General features: G+C 31.9%; 17 protein-coding genes. 4 read left to right on the top strand and 13 right to left on the bottom strand.

The features are described from left to right. Positions 1 to 30 precede the first annotated feature (30 nt). Together BN3657_RS03840 and BN3657_RS03835 are read right to left on the bottom strand one after the other, a co-directional pair. Complete coding sequence (locus tag BN3657_RS03840; RefSeq protein ID WP_062551851.1) at positions 31 to 2,607, bottom strand: CRISPR-associated helicase/endonuclease Cas3; 2,577 nt, start codon at positions 2,605 to 2,607, stop codon at positions 31 to 33. 29 nt (positions 2,608 to 2,636) lie between these two features. Continuing rightward, on the bottom strand, positions 2,637 to 3,575 hold the full coding sequence (locus tag BN3657_RS03835) for a phosphoglycerate dehydrogenase (RefSeq protein WP_062551850.1): 939 nt from the start codon (positions 3,573 to 3,575) through the stop codon (positions 2,637 to 2,639). Positions 3,576 to 3,737: 162 nt separating this feature from the next. Here BN3657_RS03835 and BN3657_RS03830 point away from each other — a divergent pair, with 162 nt between their 5' ends. The 3 genes from BN3657_RS03830 (at position 3,738) to BN3657_RS03820 (ending at position 6,736) form a co-directional block, all read left to right on the top strand. Further along, on the top strand, positions 3,738 to 5,300 hold the full coding sequence (locus BN3657_RS03830) for an SH3 domain-containing protein (protein WP_062551849.1): 1,563 nt from the start codon (positions 3,738 to 3,740) through the stop codon (positions 5,298 to 5,300). A 111-nt stretch (positions 5,301 to 5,411) separates the two neighbouring features. Further along, positions 5,412 to 5,978 carry an RNA polymerase sigma factor gene (locus BN3657_RS03825; RefSeq protein WP_062551848.1) on the top strand — a complete coding sequence of 189 codons (567 nt, stop codon included), beginning with the start codon at positions 5,412 to 5,414 and terminating at the stop codon, positions 5,976 to 5,978. Next, on the top strand, positions 5,975 to 6,736 hold the full coding sequence (locus BN3657_RS03820) for a hypothetical protein (protein WP_062551847.1): 762 nt from the start codon (positions 5,975 to 5,977) through the stop codon (positions 6,734 to 6,736). Before BN3657_RS03825 ends, BN3657_RS03820 begins: the two co-directional genes overlap by 4 nt. A gap of 109 nt (positions 6,737 to 6,845) precedes the next feature. Here BN3657_RS03820 and BN3657_RS03815 read toward each other — a convergent pair whose 3' ends face one another. The 8 genes from BN3657_RS03815 to murA form a co-directional block, all read right to left on the bottom strand. Then, positions 6,846 to 7,721: a DnaJ domain-containing protein gene (locus BN3657_RS03815; RefSeq protein ID WP_062551846.1), complete on the bottom strand. Its 876-nt coding sequence runs from the start codon at positions 7,719 to 7,721 to the stop codon at positions 6,846 to 6,848. Continuing rightward, positions 7,714 to 8,349, bottom strand: coding sequence for a metallopeptidase family protein (locus BN3657_RS03810; RefSeq protein ID WP_082676818.1), 636 nt, complete (start codon positions 8,347 to 8,349; stop codon positions 7,714 to 7,716). The genes BN3657_RS03815 and BN3657_RS03810 overlap by 8 nt, the downstream gene beginning before the upstream one ends. A gap of 92 nt (positions 8,350 to 8,441) precedes the next feature. Then, on the bottom strand, positions 8,442 to 9,242 hold the full coding sequence (locus BN3657_RS03805; protein WP_062551845.1) for an ATP-binding cassette domain-containing protein: 801 nt from the start codon (positions 9,240 to 9,242) through the stop codon (positions 8,442 to 8,444). A 4-nt stretch (positions 9,243 to 9,246) separates the two neighbouring features. Then, positions 9,247 to 10,203 carry an ABC transporter ATP-binding protein gene (locus BN3657_RS03800; protein WP_062551844.1) on the bottom strand — a complete coding sequence of 319 codons (957 nt, stop codon included), beginning with the start codon at positions 10,201 to 10,203 and terminating at the stop codon, positions 9,247 to 9,249. A gap of 1 nt (position 10,204) precedes the next feature. Next, complete coding sequence (locus BN3657_RS03795; protein WP_062551843.1) at positions 10,205 to 11,047, bottom strand: ABC transporter permease; 843 nt, start codon at positions 11,045 to 11,047, stop codon at positions 10,205 to 10,207. Positions 11,048 to 11,054: 7 nt separating this feature from the next. Next, positions 11,055 to 11,984 carry an ABC transporter permease gene (locus BN3657_RS03790; protein WP_062551893.1) on the bottom strand — a complete coding sequence of 310 codons (930 nt, stop codon included), beginning with the start codon at positions 11,982 to 11,984 and terminating at the stop codon, positions 11,055 to 11,057. Positions 11,985 to 12,051: 67 nt separating this feature from the next. Then, the gene (locus BN3657_RS03785; RefSeq protein WP_062551842.1) at positions 12,052 to 13,578 is read right to left on the bottom strand and encodes an ABC transporter substrate-binding protein; all 1,527 of its coding nucleotides are present in this window, start codon (positions 13,576 to 13,578) and stop codon (positions 12,052 to 12,054) included. A gap of 15 nt (positions 13,579 to 13,593) precedes the next feature. Then, the gene (gene murA, locus BN3657_RS03780) at positions 13,594 to 14,841 is read right to left on the bottom strand and encodes a UDP-N-acetylglucosamine 1-carboxyvinyltransferase (protein ID WP_062551841.1); all 1,248 of its coding nucleotides are present in this window, start codon (positions 14,839 to 14,841) and stop codon (positions 13,594 to 13,596) included. Between the two features lie 143 nt (positions 14,842 to 14,984). Between murA and BN3657_RS03775 the strand changes: the two genes are divergently transcribed. After that, positions 14,985 to 16,139 carry an aminotransferase class I/II-fold pyridoxal phosphate-dependent enzyme gene (locus tag BN3657_RS03775; protein WP_062551840.1) on the top strand — a complete coding sequence of 385 codons (1,155 nt, stop codon included), beginning with the start codon at positions 14,985 to 14,987 and terminating at the stop codon, positions 16,137 to 16,139. A gap of 84 nt (positions 16,140 to 16,223) precedes the next feature. On the opposite strand, the gene BN3657_RS03770 is transcribed toward BN3657_RS03775, so the two are convergent. The 3 genes from BN3657_RS03770 to srtB form a co-directional block, all read right to left on the bottom strand. Next, positions 16,224 to 17,099: a DNA-3-methyladenine glycosylase family protein gene (locus BN3657_RS03770; protein WP_062551839.1), complete on the bottom strand. Its 876-nt coding sequence runs from the start codon at positions 17,097 to 17,099 to the stop codon at positions 16,224 to 16,226. A gap of 47 nt (positions 17,100 to 17,146) precedes the next feature. Further along, positions 17,147 to 17,776 carry a redox-sensing transcriptional repressor Rex gene (locus tag BN3657_RS03765; RefSeq protein WP_062551838.1) on the bottom strand — a complete coding sequence of 210 codons (630 nt, stop codon included), beginning with the start codon at positions 17,774 to 17,776 and terminating at the stop codon, positions 17,147 to 17,149. A 160-nt stretch (positions 17,777 to 17,936) separates the two neighbouring features. After that, positions 17,937 to 18,680, bottom strand: a complete 744-nt coding sequence (srtB, locus tag BN3657_RS03760; RefSeq protein WP_062551837.1) for a class B sortase — start codon at positions 18,678 to 18,680, stop codon at positions 17,937 to 17,939. Positions 18,681 to 18,739 lie beyond the last annotated feature (59 nt).

The following is an 18,739-nucleotide window of genomic DNA, read 5'->3' as shown; positions in this document are numbered from 1 at the left end:
GACCCTAATATAAAAAAGGGTCTTTTTCATTTACAATATAAAAGTATCTGCTTTTTCAAAATTTAATCCAAATTTATCATGGTAAAATTCTTCTGGAAGTATATGAATATTTCCATCCAAAATATTTTCACAAGAGGTCAAATCTTTTTTAGCTACAGAAACTGTGTGTCTTGAAAGTCTTTTTACTATTGACTTTAACTCTTTTAAATTTTTTTTATAATCTTCTCCATATAATATTAAAGAAAGATCTCTTAGTCTATTTAAATCTTCTGCACTTTCTTTATAATTTACAATTGCTGTATTTTGACTGTTTTCAATAAGTTCAAATTCTCTATAAGCTTTTTTAAAGGATTGAAATAAATCAAAGTAAATTTGTCTTTCTTCGTCAATTATATATCCCGCTATTTCCTTTAATTCTTCAACTTGGTTTAATTTTTTAAAATCTCCGCAAATTTTTTTATTTTCAGATAATAATTCTAAAATGTTTGAATACTGATCTAATTTTAAGTTTGCATAGAGTTTTTCAAAATAATTTTCTGTCAATTCCTTTATGTCTAAATCTTTTACACTTTCATTTAAGGCTGCCTTGCAGGCAAGTTTTCTCTCGTCAACTCCCTTTAGCATAGAAGTCTTTTCTTCATTTTTATCTAAATTTATTAAATAAGTAAAAGCATTTTTTCTTTTAGCTTCTCTGTTGCACCTTCCCATTGCCTGTATTATTGAATCCATACCAGAAAGGGACCTAATGACAAGATCAAAGTCCACATCAACTCCAGCTTCAATAAGTTGTGTTGAAATTACGCAGATTTTATCTCCATCTTTTAATCTACTTTTTATTTCTCCAATCTTTTTTAACCTGTCGCTTGCAGTTAAGTTAGTAGTAAGATAATACAAATCTTCCTCATAATAATTATCTTCTAGCAAGTCATATAATTTTTTTACAACTTTTTTGGTATTTAAAATAACTAAAATTGCCTTGTCAGAATTTTCTAAAACTAAATCTCTTATATCCTGAGAAGAATACATTTCATTTATGTCACCATAAATTTTTAATTTTGTCCTTTCAAAAGCTGAAAAATCATAATTTTTATGCTCAATAATATCTACATTTTCCCCATACATATCTCCATAAGATAGTTTGTGAAGAAGAGAAACTGAAGCATTTGTAGGTTGTGTCGCAGTGGACAAAACAATGGTCGCCTTCATTACAATTTTCATAAAATTAAGAGAAAGATTTGTAATATATAAAAATTCTGTTGGAATAGATTGCCACTCGTCCAAAATAATTACAGAATTAATAAATGATTTAAATCTCCTTAAATTTGATGACTTGCCCTTAAATATAGAATTGTAAAACTGAACCATAGTTGTCAAAACTACAGGAGAATTCCAATCATCTAGGAGATATTTTTTCCTAACTTCATAAAGAGAATCATCCTTGTCGTCATTTATAGCTTCACTTTTGTCGTCAACAACATTTGAATGATGTTCTAAGACAAAATCATCATTAGCTAAAATTCCTCTCATCTCAGAGGCATTTTGTTCAAGAACTGAAAGAAAAGACGTCACATAAAAAAATCTGTCCTTATCCTTATAATTTATTTGATTTATTCCATATCTAAGGGACAAGAGGGTTTTGCCAGCACCAGTTGGCAAATCTAATTTATAAATTCCAACTTCATCTTTTTTTGACCTAGTCAAAATGTCATCAGAAATTTGCTTTCTTAAAATATTTAATTTCCCTTCGGGCTCTCCAAAAGATTGATATTTTTTATTAATATTTTCTTCAAATGTTTTTTCTACTTGCCTCAATTTGTCTTTGTCTTCATCAGGAATTACTTTGTCATAGGCGTTTATGGTGTCCAAAATGTCCGATGATTTTAAAATTGAAATCAAAAGTCTAATTAACATAGACTTATAAAAACATAGGGCTTCAGACTTTTTGTCCTTAGAGTACTCATCAGATGTTTTCTCTAATTTTTTTAAGATTTCTACATATTCTAAAAATCCCTGGCAAAATAAATCCACTAAATAAATTCCCTTAGATTCATAAAATTTTTCTACAAGTTCGTAAAATTCATCAAGAGAAAAATTTTCTCCCTTAATGTCGCCAAATCTATAAGATTCTTTTTCAATTTTTTTGATCCTGTCAAGGCTTGTCAAGACATATGCCATATCTTCATTTTTCCTAACCATATCGTATTGAGAATGGTGGGACATAATGGTGTAAATCAAAATATTTATATAGTCACTTAATTCTAAAAAAAGTTTTTTATCCTTTTCTAAAATATCTCTTAATTCTAAGATAGATTTATTTGTAGTCGTGTCAATTTCTTCAAAAACTCTATCATAAATTTTCACGACAAATAGACCACCTAAACTAGAGTGGTCTACCATCTTATTAGAAGATTCAATTATTTTTTCTTGGAAATCAAGACTCGCCTTGCCTATGTCGTGAAGAAGTCCTGTTAAAAAAGAAATATTTCCTATATCAACTTTTTCGCCAAAACTTTTTGCCTCAAGTCCTGTGTTTATGAGGTGAGAATAAAGACTTTGTTTCTTTTCTGTATCAGTCCTATCTATATGAGCGTACAATTTATCTAACATAAAAGCACCCCGCAAATTTTTAATAACTTTTAATAACCCTTGTCGAAGTCTACTATATTTTTGAAGTCGCCATCATTTCTAAGAGCTTTTAAATTTTGATAAGCTGTAACAAATTGTCTATAACCAAGATCTTCACAAGAAAATGAAATATGAGGATAGATGTAGACATTTTCCATTTCCCAAAGTGGAGAATCTTCACTTAGTGGTTCTTCCTCAAATACATCTAGGGCAGCTCCTCTTACTTTTTTAGATTTTAAGGCATCAATTAGAGCTTCTTCATCAATAGTTGCCCCTCTAGATATATTTACAATTACAGAATCATCTTTTAAATTTTCAAATCTTTCTTTATTCAAAATATGATGAGTTTTTTCAGTACCTGGCAGGCACATAATAATATAGTCCATCTCTGGCAAAATTTTATCTAGCTCATCTAGTGAATATACATTATCAAAGGGCTCTACCTTTCTTCCACTTGTGTTAAAACCATTTAATTCCATATCGAAACCCTTGAGTCTCTTGGCACCTGCAAGAGCTATTGTTCCAGTTCCCATAAATAGTGCCTTTTTCCCATAAAGATTGTATGAAAAAGATCTTTTTCCCCAAGCTTTTTTATTTTGATTTTCTATATTTTTTCTGTCAAATTTATTAATTTGTAAAAGTCCATAAACTATCCACTCTGCTATTGGGTCGTCGTAGGCACCATTATTGTTGGACAAAATTATTTCATTATCTTTAATATATTCCAAATCTAGAAAATCTATTCCAACTGATGTCAAAAAAATATATTTTAAATTTTTGTGATTTTTGTAATTTATTTTTTTTAGATTTATTGCTCCAATTAAAATATCTTCACCGTAGTCATCTTTTTCATTGGGATTATTTTCATCATAAGTTAAAACTTCGTAACCTAGTTTTTCAATTTTTTTTCCATATTTTTTTGCAAAAGGCGCTGCAATTAAAACTTTCATTTTTACCTCCATTTTTATTTACATAAAAGTATTTCTATCTTTAATAATTTAATTCGAATTCTAATTAAATTATAGGACATGTGAGATTTTTAGTAAATAGGCGGCTTATTGTAAAAGTTTTTTAAATATAATATAATTATAAAGTAGATGAAAGGAGTCTTTATGAGCTTTTTTAGAACTTTACCAACAAAACTTAGTTTTAATACAAGTGAAAAAATTCAAATAGCAAATGCCGAACTCACTAGCGGAGAATTCGCAATAGCTATAGATATCTTAAATGGCGAGGACTCTTATGTAACGAATATTGAGTTTGCAGTAAAATTCAAATCCATTGAAAAGTCTTATCTCTTTAATGGTCGTGAATTTTATTTTCAACAAGCAGTAAATATTGCACCTTACACCCGCTATTTCTTGGATCCTTTTATCCTTGATGAAAGATTTTATGATGCAAGGGCAATTGACATTTATATTTCCAAATATACAGCTGATGGAAAAAATTATAACTGCTCTGATAAAAAATATGAAATTAGTCTTCCAGTAATACCTGAGAAAAAACGTGCACAAATAAAGGAAACTCTCGGCGAAGGCATAAAAACTTATGGCGAAAATCAAATTGATTTTTGGAGATGCGCTTGTGGTTTTATAAATGAAAAAGAAACTAATGAATGTGAATTTTGTGGAAGAAACAAGAGCTTTGTCTTAAACAATCTAACAGAAGCTCTAATAAACTCCAAAATTTTAAATGTAATTGAAAACACAAGATCAACATCTGATATTAACTTAAAAAACTTAGAAACCCACTTAACTCAAACAAACCTCTCAAAAATTGCTCCAAATACCAAAAGTCTAAAACTCGATAGGACCAATGAAGTGAGTCCAAAAAAATCCAAATCTTTTTCTGGCAAAAAAGTTTTCTTCACTATCGTTTTTATAATTTTCTTTTCTATAGTTTCTCTTTTTATAATAAACATTGCTAAAACTTCGAGAAACGAAAGCAAAATTGACGACGCAAAGGGCCTTGCCTCAAGTGGTGAGTACAGAGAAGCCCTTGAAATGTATACTGAAGCGACTAAGGACAAAATGAGTCCCGAAAACTTAAATGAAATAGATAATTTAAAGAAACTTGTAGCCTCTGATGAATTTTTCCAAAAGGGTCAAGAACTTTTTGAAGAAAAGGATTATATAGACTCTGCCTACAATTTTAAAAAGGTAATTCAAGAAGATGAAAAAAATTATAAATTAGCTCAAGATAAACTTCTCTTAATAGAAAATATTATCTTAGAAGAAGTAAAATCTTCATATCAAAATGACAAAACCGATGCCCTTTTACTTTTAAACTCTTATCTCAATGTTGTGCCTGAATCTGCAAAGGCGTCAACTTTAAAAAGAGAAATTGAAAGTGCAAATAATTTAGATGTGCAAAAAAGTGAAAATCTAAGAGAGAGCTTTGAAAAAGAAGAAAATGAAAAAGATTCAGCAGAAATGGCAAAAAAATCTTACGAACTTCTTCACACTTATAGAAATGTTGCCACAGACAAGGCAAATCTTAGAAATGAACCAAGCGTGGACTCTGACATCATAAAAGTCTTGGATAAGGAAACTGAACTCTATGTTTTGGAAACAAAAATCGAACAGAGCGAGCGAATCTGGTGTTATGTTGAAGTGAAAAATGCAATTTCACAAGAAAATTTAAGAGGTTGGATTTCCAATAAAACCTTAAATTAATTTATCTCCACTTAGCTGGAGATTTTTTTTATAAAAATTTTTAAAATAAATGAACCTTTTTATGTCCTAAATAGTCTTATAAGTAGATGCATCTATGAGAGGAGGAAAAAAATGAATCGTGAAATAAAATTTACAGAAGAAGATTTCGAAAAATTAAAAACTGGCGACAAAGATTCCTTTGACCTCCTTTACGAGGAATACTACCTAGTCTTATATAGGACTGGTCTCTTAATCTTGGGAAATAAGGAAGATGCTGAAGATGTCCTCCAAGACACTTTTGTATCAATTTATAAAAACGCAAAATCTCTTTCTGATTTTGAAAAACTAAGGCCTTGGATCTTCTCCATCTTAAAGAACACTTCCTACACAAGATATAAGAAGAGGAAGAGAGAGTTTCCTGATGAATTTATCTTTGATAAGGCAGAAAAAAGTCCGACTTATCTTGGAGAAGATGAGATAGAAGAAAAATCTGAGATCCAAGATGCCCTCATGAATTTAAAAGAAAAGGAAAGAGAAGTCCTAGTCCTATATTATTACAACGACTTCTCCATAGAAGAAATCGCAAAAATTTTGAATACATTTAAAGGAACAGTTAAGTCTAGACTTTATAGGGCTCGAAAAAATTTAAAGAAAGAACTTTTAAAAACAAGTGAAGTATATGAAGGAGAGTTATTATGAAAGATTTTGATAATTATATAAAAAATGAACTGAATAAGTCTGTTGAAGATTCTTCTCCTTCTGATTATCTTAAAAATAAAATTGATTTGGAAATCAATTCACAAGAAGAAAAAGGAGAATTTAAAATGAAAAAAAGATTTGTATTAGTGGCAGCTGCTGCCCTTGTCCTTTCAGCAGGCGTATTTGCAGCAGGAAAAATTACAGGAACAATTTCATCTTCATCGTCTTATTATAACTACACAAACTATACTGACATGGCAAAGGCAGAAAAGAAGTCTGGCTTCGATGCCTATGCCCCAGAAAGTTTAGGGGACTATAAGTTTGACGGAATCACAATGGTTAACATGGCAGACATAGATGACACTGGAGCAAAAATAAATAAGAGAAAGGCAATTAAAGTAACTTATAAAAACGAAGCAGACGACAAAGTTATTCTTTCAATTGACAAGTATCCAGAAAGTTCAGTACCTACTTCAGAACAAGCCCATCAAGAAATGAGAGAAATTAAGGGCGTGCAAGTTTATTATTCAAGATTGGAAAGCGTCGTTTTACCAGATGAAAAATATGCAACAAAAGAAGAACTTGAAAGGTCAAAAAATGATCCTTTCTTTAACTTAGCTATTGGTTCAGATAAAAGAGAAGAAGACGCTTCAAAGCACCTAGTCTTTGACTACAAGGGAGTCCAATATGCATTAATGGCTGGAGATGACATGGACATAAATGAATTTTATAAAATGGCAGAAGATATTATAAAATAATTTTTTCGCGGTTAGTTAAATAAAACATTTTTCTTAAATATTTGATAGTTGTAAATTTTTAAAATCTAAATAGCAAAAAAGGACCCTCGCGGTCCTTCTTTTTATAAGTTTAATTTTTAGAGCTCATTTTCTTATACATTTCTATGTTAGTGTCATTTAAAAATTCGTAGGCTGCATTTATTTCTTGGAATTTTTCTTTTGCGCCAGCTTCCTTATTTAAGTCTGGGTGATATTTTTTTGCCATCTTCCTGTAGGCAAGTTTTATTTCATATTTGTCTGCAGTGTAATTTACCCCAAGAGTGTCGCAGGCTTTTTCGTATTGGTCCTTAAAGCCATAAGAAGCACCAGGTCTAGAAGATGATGAGCTTCCTCCATAATTATTTCCATAGGAACCCCCATAGTTATTGCCATAAGTTCCTCCTTGATTTTCGTAAAATCCTCCATAACCAGCTTGTCTAAAGAATTCTTCAAATTCAGAAAAATCATCAAAGCTTGTCCAAGTAAAGCCACCAAAATCTTTAAATCTTTGATTAAATTCTTCTTCTCTTTGCTTTCTCTTTTCTTCCTCTTGTCTAAGTCTTTCTCTTTCTTTTTTCTCCCAATAAGCTCTTCCATATCCAGAGATACTTTCGAATTCATTTTCTTTTCCAAGAAGATAGTGATCTGCCCTATCGTAGAAAAATTCTGTAACCATGTAGTGGACATACTTCAAAAAAGATTCTGACACATTTCCAAGTAGTGGGACGATTAATGCCAAAACAATTAAGGTGTAGAGCCAATTATTTTGAGTTAGTCCTCTCCAAGCAAAGGGATTTAATAACAAGAGTATTATTAAACATCCTCCCATGGAAATTATGTACAATAAAAATCTTCTAACTGCAGAAAATAAATCCACAGCAATATTTACTATTACAATTAAAAGGGTCAAGAGAAGGTCAAAAAATTTCCCAAGTCCCTTATAAAAATATCCTAAAATTTTATTCATTCTTTATTCCTTTTCTATATTCTTCTAAAAATTTCTTGTCTTCAATGACAAGTCCCCACTCATTTGCCAAAAATTCAAGGTGGTGGGTAAATTCGTGAAGCAAAACTTCTTCTAGCTTTTCCCTAAGTCTGTCACTTGATGAAAATCTGTACATTTCCATAAAGGATCCGTAATAAATTTTTATCATATTGCCAAGGACTGACCTTTGATATTCTCCCATAACTAAGAGATCGTCATTTCTCGCTTCTTCGTGATATTTTTTATCTTCTACTAAGATTATACCGCCATTTAAGTGATCAAAGGCATAAGCTGGGATAGATTCACAGATTTCATCTAAAATCTCTTCCACTTCATCAATCCTATTTAGATAATAGTCATCTTCACTTTCCTCTTCATAAGAAGGATAATTATTTGAAATTATTTCTCTATCTTCTTCCTTATCTTCATAATCCTTATCACTTATGAAACTTTCGTCTTCCTTTGTCTTTGGAATTTCAATGTTTTCATCTGAATTTAAAAACATCTCATCTTCTCTTTTATCATAAATTTCTTGGATCAATTCAAGCGGAATATCAAAATTATTTTCTTCATCGCTATAAAAAATTTTTTTCCCATTTTCATCAATCATAATTTCACCTACAAAATAAAAAACTGTAGAAAACTACAGTTTTATCTACTTTATTTAATTATAATACCCCAACTTAAAATTTTCCACACATCTTAAATATCATAGCAATCTGCAAGTTTTTTCCCTGGAACTGATGAGAGGAGTTTCTTTGTGTAAGCTTCTTTTGGATTTTCAAAAATTTCTTCTGAATCTGCATACTCCACACATTTACCGTGATACATTACAAGAACTTCTTCTGCCACGTGTCTAACAACAGAGAGGTCGTGAGATATAAAAATCATAGAAAGACCAAGATCTTTTTGCAAATTTTCCATTAAGTTTATAATTTGTGCTTGAATAGAAACATCAAGAGCAGATGTTGGTTCATCAGCGACAATTATCTTTGGATCAACTGCAAGAGCTCTTGCAATGGAAATTCTCTGTCTTTGACCTCCAGAAAATTCATGGGGATATCTCTCCATGTGATATTCTGATAAACCACAAATTTCCATGGTTTCAAGAACTTTTTTATAAATCTTTTTCTTGTCTTTTTCTCCCAAGAGATTTCTTATGCCCGATGCAATAATATCCTTACATTTTTTTCTTGGATTAAGGGAAGAATAAGGATCTTGAAAAATCATTTGGACATCTCTTCTGTAAGCTTTTAATTCTCTTTGATTTTCCTCTAAAATATTTTTCCCTTGATAAATTATTCCTCCACTGGCATCAGGATAAAGACCCATTACGCACCTGGCAAGAGTTGATTTACCAGATCCACTTTCTCCAACTACTCCCAATGTGTGTGAAGTCTTTAAGTCAAAGGAAATATCATTAACTGCCTTTAGAGTCTTGTTTTTATTTAATTTGAATTCCTTGTTTAAATTTTTGACCTGTAAAATTATTTTATCTTCCATATAATCACCTGTACAAGAAACAACTTACCTTATGTCCATCAATATCAACTTCTTCAGGTAGCTTTTCTTCACAAATTTTCATTTTTTCATCACACCTGTCACAGAAGTTGCAACGTTCTGGAAGATCTATTGGATTTGGCACAGATCCCCTAATTGTGTATAGCTCATCCTTTTTCTTGTGAGCACTTGGTATCGCCTTAATTAGTCCTCTTGTGTAAGGATGAAGTGGATTATTAAAAATATCACGAGCCTTTGCTCTTTCCACAACTTTACCTGCATACATTACATTTACATAATCTGCAATATCAGACACAACTCCAAGATCGTGAGTTATAAAAATAATAGAAGCCTTCATATCTTCTTTTAATTTTTTCATAAGCTCCAAGACTTCTTTTTGGATAGTCACGTCTAAGGCTGTCGTCGGCTCATCTGCTATTAAAAGTTTTGGAGAAGATGAGAGTGCCATGGCAATCATAATTCTTTGTCTCATACCTCCAGAAAGTTCGTGAGGGTAAGAATTGTAGACATCTTCAGCCCTATCTATTTCAACTTTTTTTATCATCTCAATAGATTTTTCTTTGGCTGTTTTTTTGTCCATCTTAAAGTGAGTTCTAAAGACTTCAGACATTTGGTAACCAACTTTTAAGGCTGGATTTAGGGAAGTCATTGGTTCTTGAAAAATCATTGAAATTTCATTTCCCCTGATCTTTCTAAGTTCTTCAGCTGAAAGTTCTAGAAGATTTTTCCCTTCAAAATTTATTTCTCCAGAAATTTTTTCAAGAGAGGACTTGTCAAGTAAACCCATAATTGCAAGTGTTGTCACAGATTTTCCCGATCCACTTTCTCCAACAATAGCCGTTGTCATCCCGTCACGAGTATTTATATTTACTTTATTAACTGCTTTTACAATTCCTTGGGAGCTTTTAAAAAAAACTTCAAGGTTTTTTATTTCTAATAACATATTACCTCCTGAACTTTGGATCAAAGGCATCTCTTAGGGCGTCGCCAACTATATTTAAAACTAAGATAGTAAGGGCAATTGCTATACCTGGAAATAATGTTATGTGAGGATAATTTCTTATATAAGCTCTCCCCTCAGATAGCATTTGACCCCATTCTGCTTCTGGTGGCATAATTCCCATTCCAATAAAGGAAAGTGAAGCTGCAGATAAAATAGCAGTCCCAACTCCAATAGTTGCTTGAACAATTATAGGCGCAAAACAGTTGGGAAGAATTTCTGCAAAAATTAATTTAAAAGTTTTAACACCTGCAAGTCTCGCTGATTCAATGTATTCTAAATTTTTTACGGACATAACCTGACTTCTAACAATTCTTGCATAGGAGGGAATAGATGAAAGAGAAACTGCCAAAATTAAATTTCTCATTCCTCCACCAAGAGCTGCTGCAAGGGCAATGGCAAGGACAAGTTGTGGAATTGATAATATTGTGTCCATAACTCTCATTATTATGGCATCAAAAACTCCTTCATAATATCCTGCAAAGGCACCAATAATAACTCCAATTACTGTTGAGATAATTACTGATGAGAATCCAATTTTTAGAGAAATTTGTGCTCCCTTTAGGACTCTTGAAAATATGTCACGTCCAAAATTATCTGTTCCCATTAAATGTTTAGCACTTGGTTTTAAAAAATTGTCTTTTGGAAATTGTTCTGTGTAGTCGTAAGGTGCAAGGAAATCTGCAAAAATTGCCGCAAAAATTATTAGAATTAAAATTCCAAGAGCGACAAGTGCAATTTTGTTCCTCTTATAATATTTAAAAAATGTTTTAAATCTCTTTAACATATCTCACCTACTTGTACTCTGACTTTATTCTAGGATTAATAAATCCGTAAAGTATATCCACTACAATGGAAATCACTGAATAAACTATGGCTATAAGCATAATTGCTCCAAGGATAATTGGATAGTCACGAGTTTTTATAGAGTCAACCATTAGTCTTCCAATTCCTGGTATAGAAAAAATAGTTTCTGTCAATATACTTCCACCAAGAAGTCCTCCTGCTTGAAGTCCAATTGTTGTTATAACTGGAATCATTGCATTTTTTAGAGCGTGAACAAAAATAATTTTTTTCTTGCTAAGTCCCTTTGAATAAGCAGTCCTAATATAATCCTTGTCCAAAACATCTAACATGGCAGATCTTGTCATCCTCATTATTACTGCAGATGATTGAAATCCAAGGGCAAACCAAGGAAGGATCATCTGCTTTATGGAAGAAAATCCTGATGCAGGTAAAAGTTTTAACTTTGTAGAAAAAATTATAATTAATAAAAGTCCTGACCAGAAAATCGGCATAGCAAGTCCAATCATTCCTAAAGCTGTGATAATGGAATCAACAAAAGTATTTTTGTTTAAAGCTGCAATAACTCCAAAAGTTATACCCATTATAATTGCAATAATAAGAGCCCCACCTGCAAGTTTAATAGTTGTTGGAAAAACTCTTAAAAGTGCTTCTGTAACTGATCTTCCTGATTGATAACTTGTGCCCAAATCAAAATGTAAGACTAGGTTTTTTAAATAATTACCATATTGAACCAAGAAGGGTTCATTTAGTCCTAGACTCTCTCTTATAGCTTCTACTGTTTCCTTTGGAGCATTGGGGCCTGCTGCTGCAAGGGCAGCATCTCCAGGTGATAGATAAAGAAGCAAGAATACAATAAAACTTACACCAAGAAGAGTAGGTATTAAAATCAAGAGTCTTTTTAATACATATTTTGTCATATCTAATCCTTTCTTTCCTAGAAAAGACAAAATTCACCAAATAAGAACTTGGTGAATTTCAAAAAAATTATTTTTCTAATAATGTTACATCTTTAAGTTCTTGTGGATATTTTGGAAGTAACTCTAGTCCTTCTATCCTATTGTTAGCTGCCACAAGTGTTTCACCATAGCAAATGTATAACCATGGATATTCTTCATTTATAAGCTCTTGAGCTCTCTTATAAATTTCAGCTCTTTTTGCTTCATCAACTGTTGAAAGACCTTCCTTCATTAAATTATCAAGTTCTTCGTTGCCAAAGTACATATAGTTTGGTCCTTCACCCTTATTTGAAGTATGGAAAGGTTGGAAAAGTTCATAGTGAGCATCGACAATTGATGGATTCCAACTCATGATGAACATGTTGTGTTCTTGTCTTTTTAGTGCATCAACAAAAGCACCCCATTCAAGTCTTTCTACATTAAGACCAATTCCGTATTCCTTTAATTGAGCTTGCATCATAGTTGCAACATTAACTCTTTGAGCATTGTCAGATGTGTAAATTGAAAGATTTGTTCCTTCTCCCACGCCTGCTTGTGCAAAAAGTTCCTTTGCCTTTTCTTTATTTACTTTATTTGCTTCAAGTGAATCAGCAATTGAGTATTTGAAGTTAGGGTTAATTGGACTAGTTGCAAGCTTTCCACTGTCCATATAAACAGTTTCAAAAATTGTGTTCATATCAATTGCATTTATCATAGCTTCTCTGGCTTCTTTCTTGTCAAAAGGTGCCTTTGCCATATTAAATCCAATGAAGTGAACTGAGTTATCTAACTTTCTATAAAGTTTTAAGTCTTCACTTTCTTCGATGTTTTTAATTTCACTTGGGTCAATCTTATAAGCTAAGTCAACTCCACCACTTTCAAGTTCAATAAGTCTTTGAGATGCTTCTGGTATTACCTTCATTTCGATTCCAGCAATTTGTGGCTTATCTCCCCAATAATTTTCATTTACTGAGAAAGTAGCGTGGTCATTTTGAATCCATTCATCTAGTACAAAAGGACCAGTTCCCATTGGTGCAGTAGCAAGGTCTGCTCCACCTTCAACATATTTCTTTGAAAGAATTGAAACTGCTGGGTGAGAAAGTGAGTTTAAGAAAGCTGCATCTGCTTCAGTTAATTTAAAAGAGAAAGTCAAGTCATCTTCTTTTTGGTAAGAATTTTTGTCAATTTTTCCATAAAATGGTTTGAACTTTTCAGTTTCTGCTGCTCTATTTAATGTAAAGATTACATCATCAACTGTAAGAGGATCTCCATTGGAGAACTTAACTCCTTCTCTTAGTTTTATCTTAAAAGTTTGTGGGTCAGGGTTTTCAATAGATTCAGCAAGTGAATTTACAATTTCGCCCTTTGCATTTCTCTTAACCAAAGTGTCATAGACTTGGATTAATATATTTTCAGCATAATCGTCATTAATTGAATCAGTTTCTAGAGTAGTAGTATCTTCTGAAACTGCTACCTTTAGAACTTTTCCCTCTTCATTAGACTTATCATTAGAGGAACAAGCCGTCATAAATAGCGAAAGCACTAAAAGCATTCCAATAATTAATCTTTTTTTCATTATCATTTTCCTTTCTTAAATTCTTTTTATATCTGCTCCAAGATTTCTAAATTTTTCTTCAATTTTTTCATAACCTCTGTCTATATGATGAATTTCAGAAATTTCAGTTTCACCTTCAGAAACTAATCCCGCAAGTATAAGTGCAGCACCTGCTCTTAAATCTGTCGCAGAAACTTTAGATCCGTATAATTTGTTTTTACCCAAAAGTATAGCTTCTCTATCTACTACTTTGATTTTTGCACCCATTTTTTTAAGTTCTTCTGCGTGCATAAATCTGTTTTCAAAAACTGTTTCTATAACAGATGATTGACCTTCAGCTTGTGTGAGTAGTGCCATAAATTGTGCTTGTAAATCTGTTGGGAAACCTGGATGAGGAAGAGTTTTTATTTCTATTGGTTTAATTTCATCTGTTCCAATTACCCTAACTGTTTCTCCATTTTCTATTACCTTGGCGCCAGTTTCTTCTAATTTTGCTATAACAGGTTTTAAATGAGAAGTTATAATATTTTCTATAGTTATATCTCCTCCAGTAATTGCTGCTGCAACCATAAAAGTTCCAGCCTCAATCCTATCTGGTATTACTTGGTGAGTACATCCGCCTAACTTTTCAACACCCTTGATTTTTATAGTAGAAGTTCCTGCACCAGTTACCTTTGCTCCCATTTTATTTAAGAAGTTTGCAAGATCGACAATTTCTGGTTCCATGGCACAGTTTTCCATAACAGTTTCGCCTTCGGCAAGAACTGCTGCTGTCATTATATTTTCAGTTGCTCCAACTGATGGGAAGTCAAGATAAATTCTAGTTCCAACTAATTTGTCACATTCTGCCTTAATTTCTCCATGAGTCATTTCAATTTCTGCACCTAATGCCCTAAAACCCTTTAAGTGCAAATCAATTGGTCTGGATCCAATATTACAGCCTCCTGGAAGAGAATTGTAAGCCTTATTTAATTTTGCAAGAAGTGGTCCCATGACAAGAAAAGATGCTCTCATCTTGCTCATTAGTTCATAGTCAGTTTTATAAGAGTTAAGACCACTTGGATCTATGACAAGTCTATTGCCATCTTTTTCTATTTTAAGTCCAAGTTTCCTTAAAACCTCTGTAATTATTTCAACATCTTTAAGTTCAGGAATATCTTCTAAAACTATTTCTTCTGTTCCAAGAATAGTTGCTGCTAAAATTGGCAGCGCTGCGTTCTTTGCACCTGAAATTCTAACCTTGCCCTTTAATGGGCCCTTTGATTTTACTAATATTTTATCCAAAAGGATTCCTCCTATATTATTTTATTAATATCTATTTAATAATTATATCATAGACACTCTTAATATATAAGGAGTTAAAACAATGGCTATTAATAAAATATTTAATTATGATAAAATATCTTATTATAGAAAAGGAGTCTTATATGAGAAAATTTATCCGTGAAAAATATAGAGATGTGGAAGAATCTATTTATGCCATAGACTATTCTAGCATCTATGATGATTTTATTAATTTTGGAGTCGGCGATCCCGATCTTAGGACAGACGAAACTATAATAAAAGAAGCCTATGATTCACAAATGGCTGGACACACTCACTATGCAGACCCACAAGGTTATATAAAATTTAGAGAGGCTATTGCAAAACTTTATGAAGAAGACTTTGGGGTAAAATGTGACCCAAAGGAAATTTTAATAACTATGTCTGGAACAGAAGCTATGTTCTTAATCCTTCAGGCAATTTTAAATAAGGGCGATGAAGTTATTGTGCCTTCCCCATATTTTAGCGTCTATCCTGATCAAATAGAAATGGCAGGAGGAAAAACTGTCTTTTACGACACAAAATTTGAAAATGATTTTGAAATTATTCCCAGCGAACTTGAAAAATTAATAAATAAAAATACTAAAGCAATAATTATAAACACTCCCAACAATCCAACAGGAGCAGTATATACAGATGAATGTCTAAAAGAAATTTATGAACTTGCTGTAAAACACGATATTCTTGTGATTTGCGATGACATTTACACAATTTATTCCTACGAATCTAAATTCTCTCCAATGATAAAATATGACAAAAATTTTGAAAGAGTAATTTCCATTTCTTCAATGTCCAAGGATTTTGTCATGACCGGTTGGAGACTTGGAGCTATTGTTGCTCACGAAAATCTAATAAAAGCAGTAAATGCAATTCACACCAACACAGTCTATGCAGTCCCAACTATTTGCCAATATGCTGGTGTCATTGGAATTGAAAATAGAAAGAAAATTTGCCCAGCATTATATAATGAATACAAGGAAAGAATGTATCTTGCCTATGAGAGATTAAAAAAATTAAAATATGTAGAAGTTATGAAACCCAAGGGAACTTTTTATATTTTTCCAAAGATAAATGTTCCTGGTATGACTACAAAAGAAGTTGTAAAAGAAATTTTGGAAAAGGCTCATGTAAATTTAATTGATGGCAAGGCCTTCGGTGATGCTGGAGAGGGCTTTATTAGAATTGCTGTTACTGTCAATAAGGACAAAATTAACGAAGCCTTTGACAGAATAGAAAATTTAGACATTTTTAAAAAATAGTTTTATTATAAATATTTTTAAGAGTATTAAAAAAGACTGAGTTTTTATCCTCAGTCTAATTTTTTATTATTTAGTTTTATTATTTCACTTTCCTAGTTTATTTTCTCTTCCATAATAAAATAAATATTGATTGGCAAAACCTGCATTTTCTCCAAAGACTTCTCTTCCTCTTATTGCAATTTTTGATTTTGGAGTCACTTCTTTTAGATACAATTCTTCCATAACTCTTTTTATCCAAACATCAACTGGAAAAGACTCCTTCCTATCAAAGGCAAATAAAAGTATGCAATCTGCAACTTTAGGTCCAACTCCAGGAAGTAATTGTAGCTCTTTTCTCGCATCTTCAAGGTCCATTTTTTCAATTTCAGAAATATTTACTTGACCTGATTTAATTAATTTTGCTGTTTCCACTATCCTCTTGTCGCGAAATCCAACACGAGCAAATTCCCTGAGGTCTTCTGGTCTTGCAAGAGCTAGTTTATCTGGACTTGGGAAAGAGTAATATTTTCTATTTTCATCTTCTCCCAAATAATCTCCGTACATTTCAGAAATTTTTTCAATGGCTTTTTTTATTCTTGGTATTTGATTATTGGCAGATATTATAAAGGAAATAATTGTCTCAAACTTGTCTTGATTTAAGATTCTTATGCCCTTCCCATAATCAGTTGCCCTTTTCATAACTTCATCCTTTGCAAGATTTTCCATAACTTTTTTATAATCTCTTGAAAGGTCAAAATAATCATAAAAAATTTCACTAAAAGACCTTTCGTCGACGCCCTTTAAAATTATTTCATCTCCAACTTTTTTTGCATTGGAAACTTTTCCATGAGTTATAAAAGTAAAAGAATCATCATCTTCTTCATACCATCTAAAAGCTTGCCCACAAGTGAAAATATCCCTTGGATCAAATTCTTCTAGGTCTCTAATCTTGCAAAAACCATCATCAAAATTTATCTTCATTAAAAATAAAACCCCTATAAATAAAAAAGCTATTAATAAATAATAGCTTAGCTAATTTCCTTCATGAAATAAGAAAGTGTAAGAAGAGAATCATTAAGTCTTATATTTTCAATTACAACTCCCTCTGGTCCCTTTAAATCATAGGGCGCAAAGTTCCAAATACCTTTCACACCTGCATCAATTACCTTAGTTGCCACATCTTCACAGACGTCTCTTGGCACAGTTATAATTGCAACATCAACTTTCTCATCTCTTATGTATTTTTCCAAATCTCTCATGTTTCGAACTTTAATACCACTAATATCATCAATATCATCCTTGATATCAAAAAGAGAAATCACATTAAAACCAGAATCCCTAAATCCATTGTATCTTGCAATTGCCTGTCCAAGCCTACCAGCTCCAATTACAATTGACTTGTAAGACTTGTCTATACCAAGAATCTTATCAACTTGTTCCTTTAAAGCCTTAGTGTTGTAACCGTAGCCCTGTTGACCAAATCCCCCAAAATTATTTAAGTCCTGTCTAATTTGCGAAGCAGAAAAACCTGTGAGTCCACTAAGCTCCTTTGATGAAACTCTCTCAATTCCATCTTCTATAAGCTCTTTTAAGTATCTATGATAAACTGGCATTCTCCTTATAACGGTCTCGGAAATACCCCTTGCATTCTTCAGCAAATTAACACCTCCCAATTGTTTATATTATAACAATCCTTTTCATATTTGTAAATTAAGGGTCTTTATAATATTTTTTTTATTATGTTTTTTAAGTCTAAAGATTTTTTGAAATTATATTAAATCTAAAAATTTTCATAAAAAAATCGCCCTTAGGCGACTTTTAATCTTCAACTAAAACCCCTTGAACGACAAACCTTGTGTCCTTAGGCGAACAAGTTTGTAAAGTTATGAAATCCCTAACCTTATCTGGCATTTCTCCTTTTACAATATTTCTTTCTTTGACATATTCTAGGAGTTCTTTTCCCTCTTCATCAAGATAGCTTGTATTTCTAAAGTTATCGTAAGGTCCTGCATTGTAAGCTGCAAAGACCTTGTATTTTTTATAACCTTCAAGTGAATAAATTTCTATAAATCTCTCTTCATTAAAAAAGCTTTCTTCTTCATACTTGTGAAGGTCCTTAAAATTGCCGGCACGCTGATTGTTGTGACCGTAGATTATTGTGTTTTGGTCAGAAAAATTTTCATTGTTCCTATAATCCATAAAGATGGCACCAAAAACATTGTACTCATCCTTATAGTTGTGGTTTAGGTAATATTCATTGTCGCTTCCCTTTACCAAAGGATAGTCTATTTCTGTTCCGCCAACTTTTATCCAGGCAATAATAGATGGGTAGTCTTTCCTAAGGTCCTCAATTCTTTTTACGGCTTCACGATTTCTATTTTCTTTTTCATCAACTTTTGGATCAGGAGTCTCTAGCTCTTTTTTTTCAAATTTTTCTTGAACTTCTCTTGTGTCAGCTTTAAAGGCCTTGTCATTTTTGTTGTAATCATAAATCCTATAAAGGCTTGTTGCCAAAATTATTATTAGAATTATTTCTATTATAGTTAAAATTTTATTTTTCATATTTTTCCCTTCTTATGGTATCTTATATTTTAATTTTTATTAGTTCAAGCTATTTTTTA

It is taken from the genome of Peptoniphilus phoceensis, from assembly GCF_001517665.2.
GTDB classification, from domain to species: domain Bacteria; phylum Bacillota; class Clostridia; order Tissierellales; family Peptoniphilaceae; genus Peptoniphilus_A; species Peptoniphilus_A timonensis.
Note: the sequence above shows the minus strand (reverse complement) of the source record. Positions and strands in the feature narration are given on the sequence as shown.

Bases quoted from the DNA above. Each gene is read 5' to 3' on its own strand.
- BN3657_RS03770 (WP_062551839.1), bottom strand. From the start codon at position 17,099: ATGAAGATAAATTTTGATGATGGTTTTTGCAAGATTAGAGACCTAGAA.
- BN3657_RS03795 (WP_062551843.1), bottom strand. From the start codon at position 11,047: ATGTTAAAGAGATTTAAAACATTTTTTAAATATTATAAGAGGAACAAA.
- BN3657_RS03775 (WP_062551840.1), top strand. From the start codon at position 14,985: ATGAGAAAATTTATCCGTGAAAAATATAGAGATGTGGAAGAATCTATT.
- BN3657_RS03825 (WP_062551848.1), top strand. From the start codon at position 5,412: ATGAATCGTGAAATAAAATTTACAGAAGAAGATTTCGAAAAATTAAAA.
- BN3657_RS03810 (WP_082676818.1), bottom strand. From the start codon at position 8,349: ATGATTGATGAAAATGGGAAAAAAATTTTTTATAGCGATGAAGAAAAT.
- BN3657_RS03820 (WP_062551847.1), top strand. From the start codon at position 5,975: ATGAAAGATTTTGATAATTATATAAAAAATGAACTGAATAAGTCTGTT.
- BN3657_RS03785 (WP_062551842.1), bottom strand. From the start codon at position 13,578: ATGAAAAAAAGATTAATTATTGGAATGCTTTTAGTGCTTTCGCTATTT.
- BN3657_RS03805 (WP_062551845.1), bottom strand. From the start codon at position 9,242: ATGGAAGATAAAATAATTTTACAGGTCAAAAATTTAAACAAGGAATTC.
- BN3657_RS03800 (WP_062551844.1), bottom strand. From the start codon at position 10,203: ATGTTATTAGAAATAAAAAACCTTGAAGTTTTTTTTAAAAGCTCCCAA.
- srtB (WP_062551837.1), bottom strand. From the start codon at position 18,680: ATGAAAAATAAAATTTTAACTATAATAGAAATAATTCTAATAATAATT.
- BN3657_RS03835 (WP_062551850.1), bottom strand. From the start codon at position 3,575: ATGAAAGTTTTAATTGCAGCGCCTTTTGCAAAAAAATATGGAAAAAAA.
- BN3657_RS03790 (WP_062551893.1), bottom strand. From the start codon at position 11,984: ATGACAAAATATGTATTAAAAAGACTCTTGATTTTAATACCTACTCTT.
- BN3657_RS03830 (WP_062551849.1), top strand. From the start codon at position 3,738: ATGAGCTTTTTTAGAACTTTACCAACAAAACTTAGTTTTAATACAAGT.
- BN3657_RS03815 (WP_062551846.1), bottom strand. From the start codon at position 7,721: ATGAATAAAATTTTAGGATATTTTTATAAGGGACTTGGGAAATTTTTT.
- BN3657_RS03840 (WP_062551851.1), bottom strand. From the start codon at position 2,607: ATGTTAGATAAATTGTACGCTCATATAGATAGGACTGATACAGAAAAG.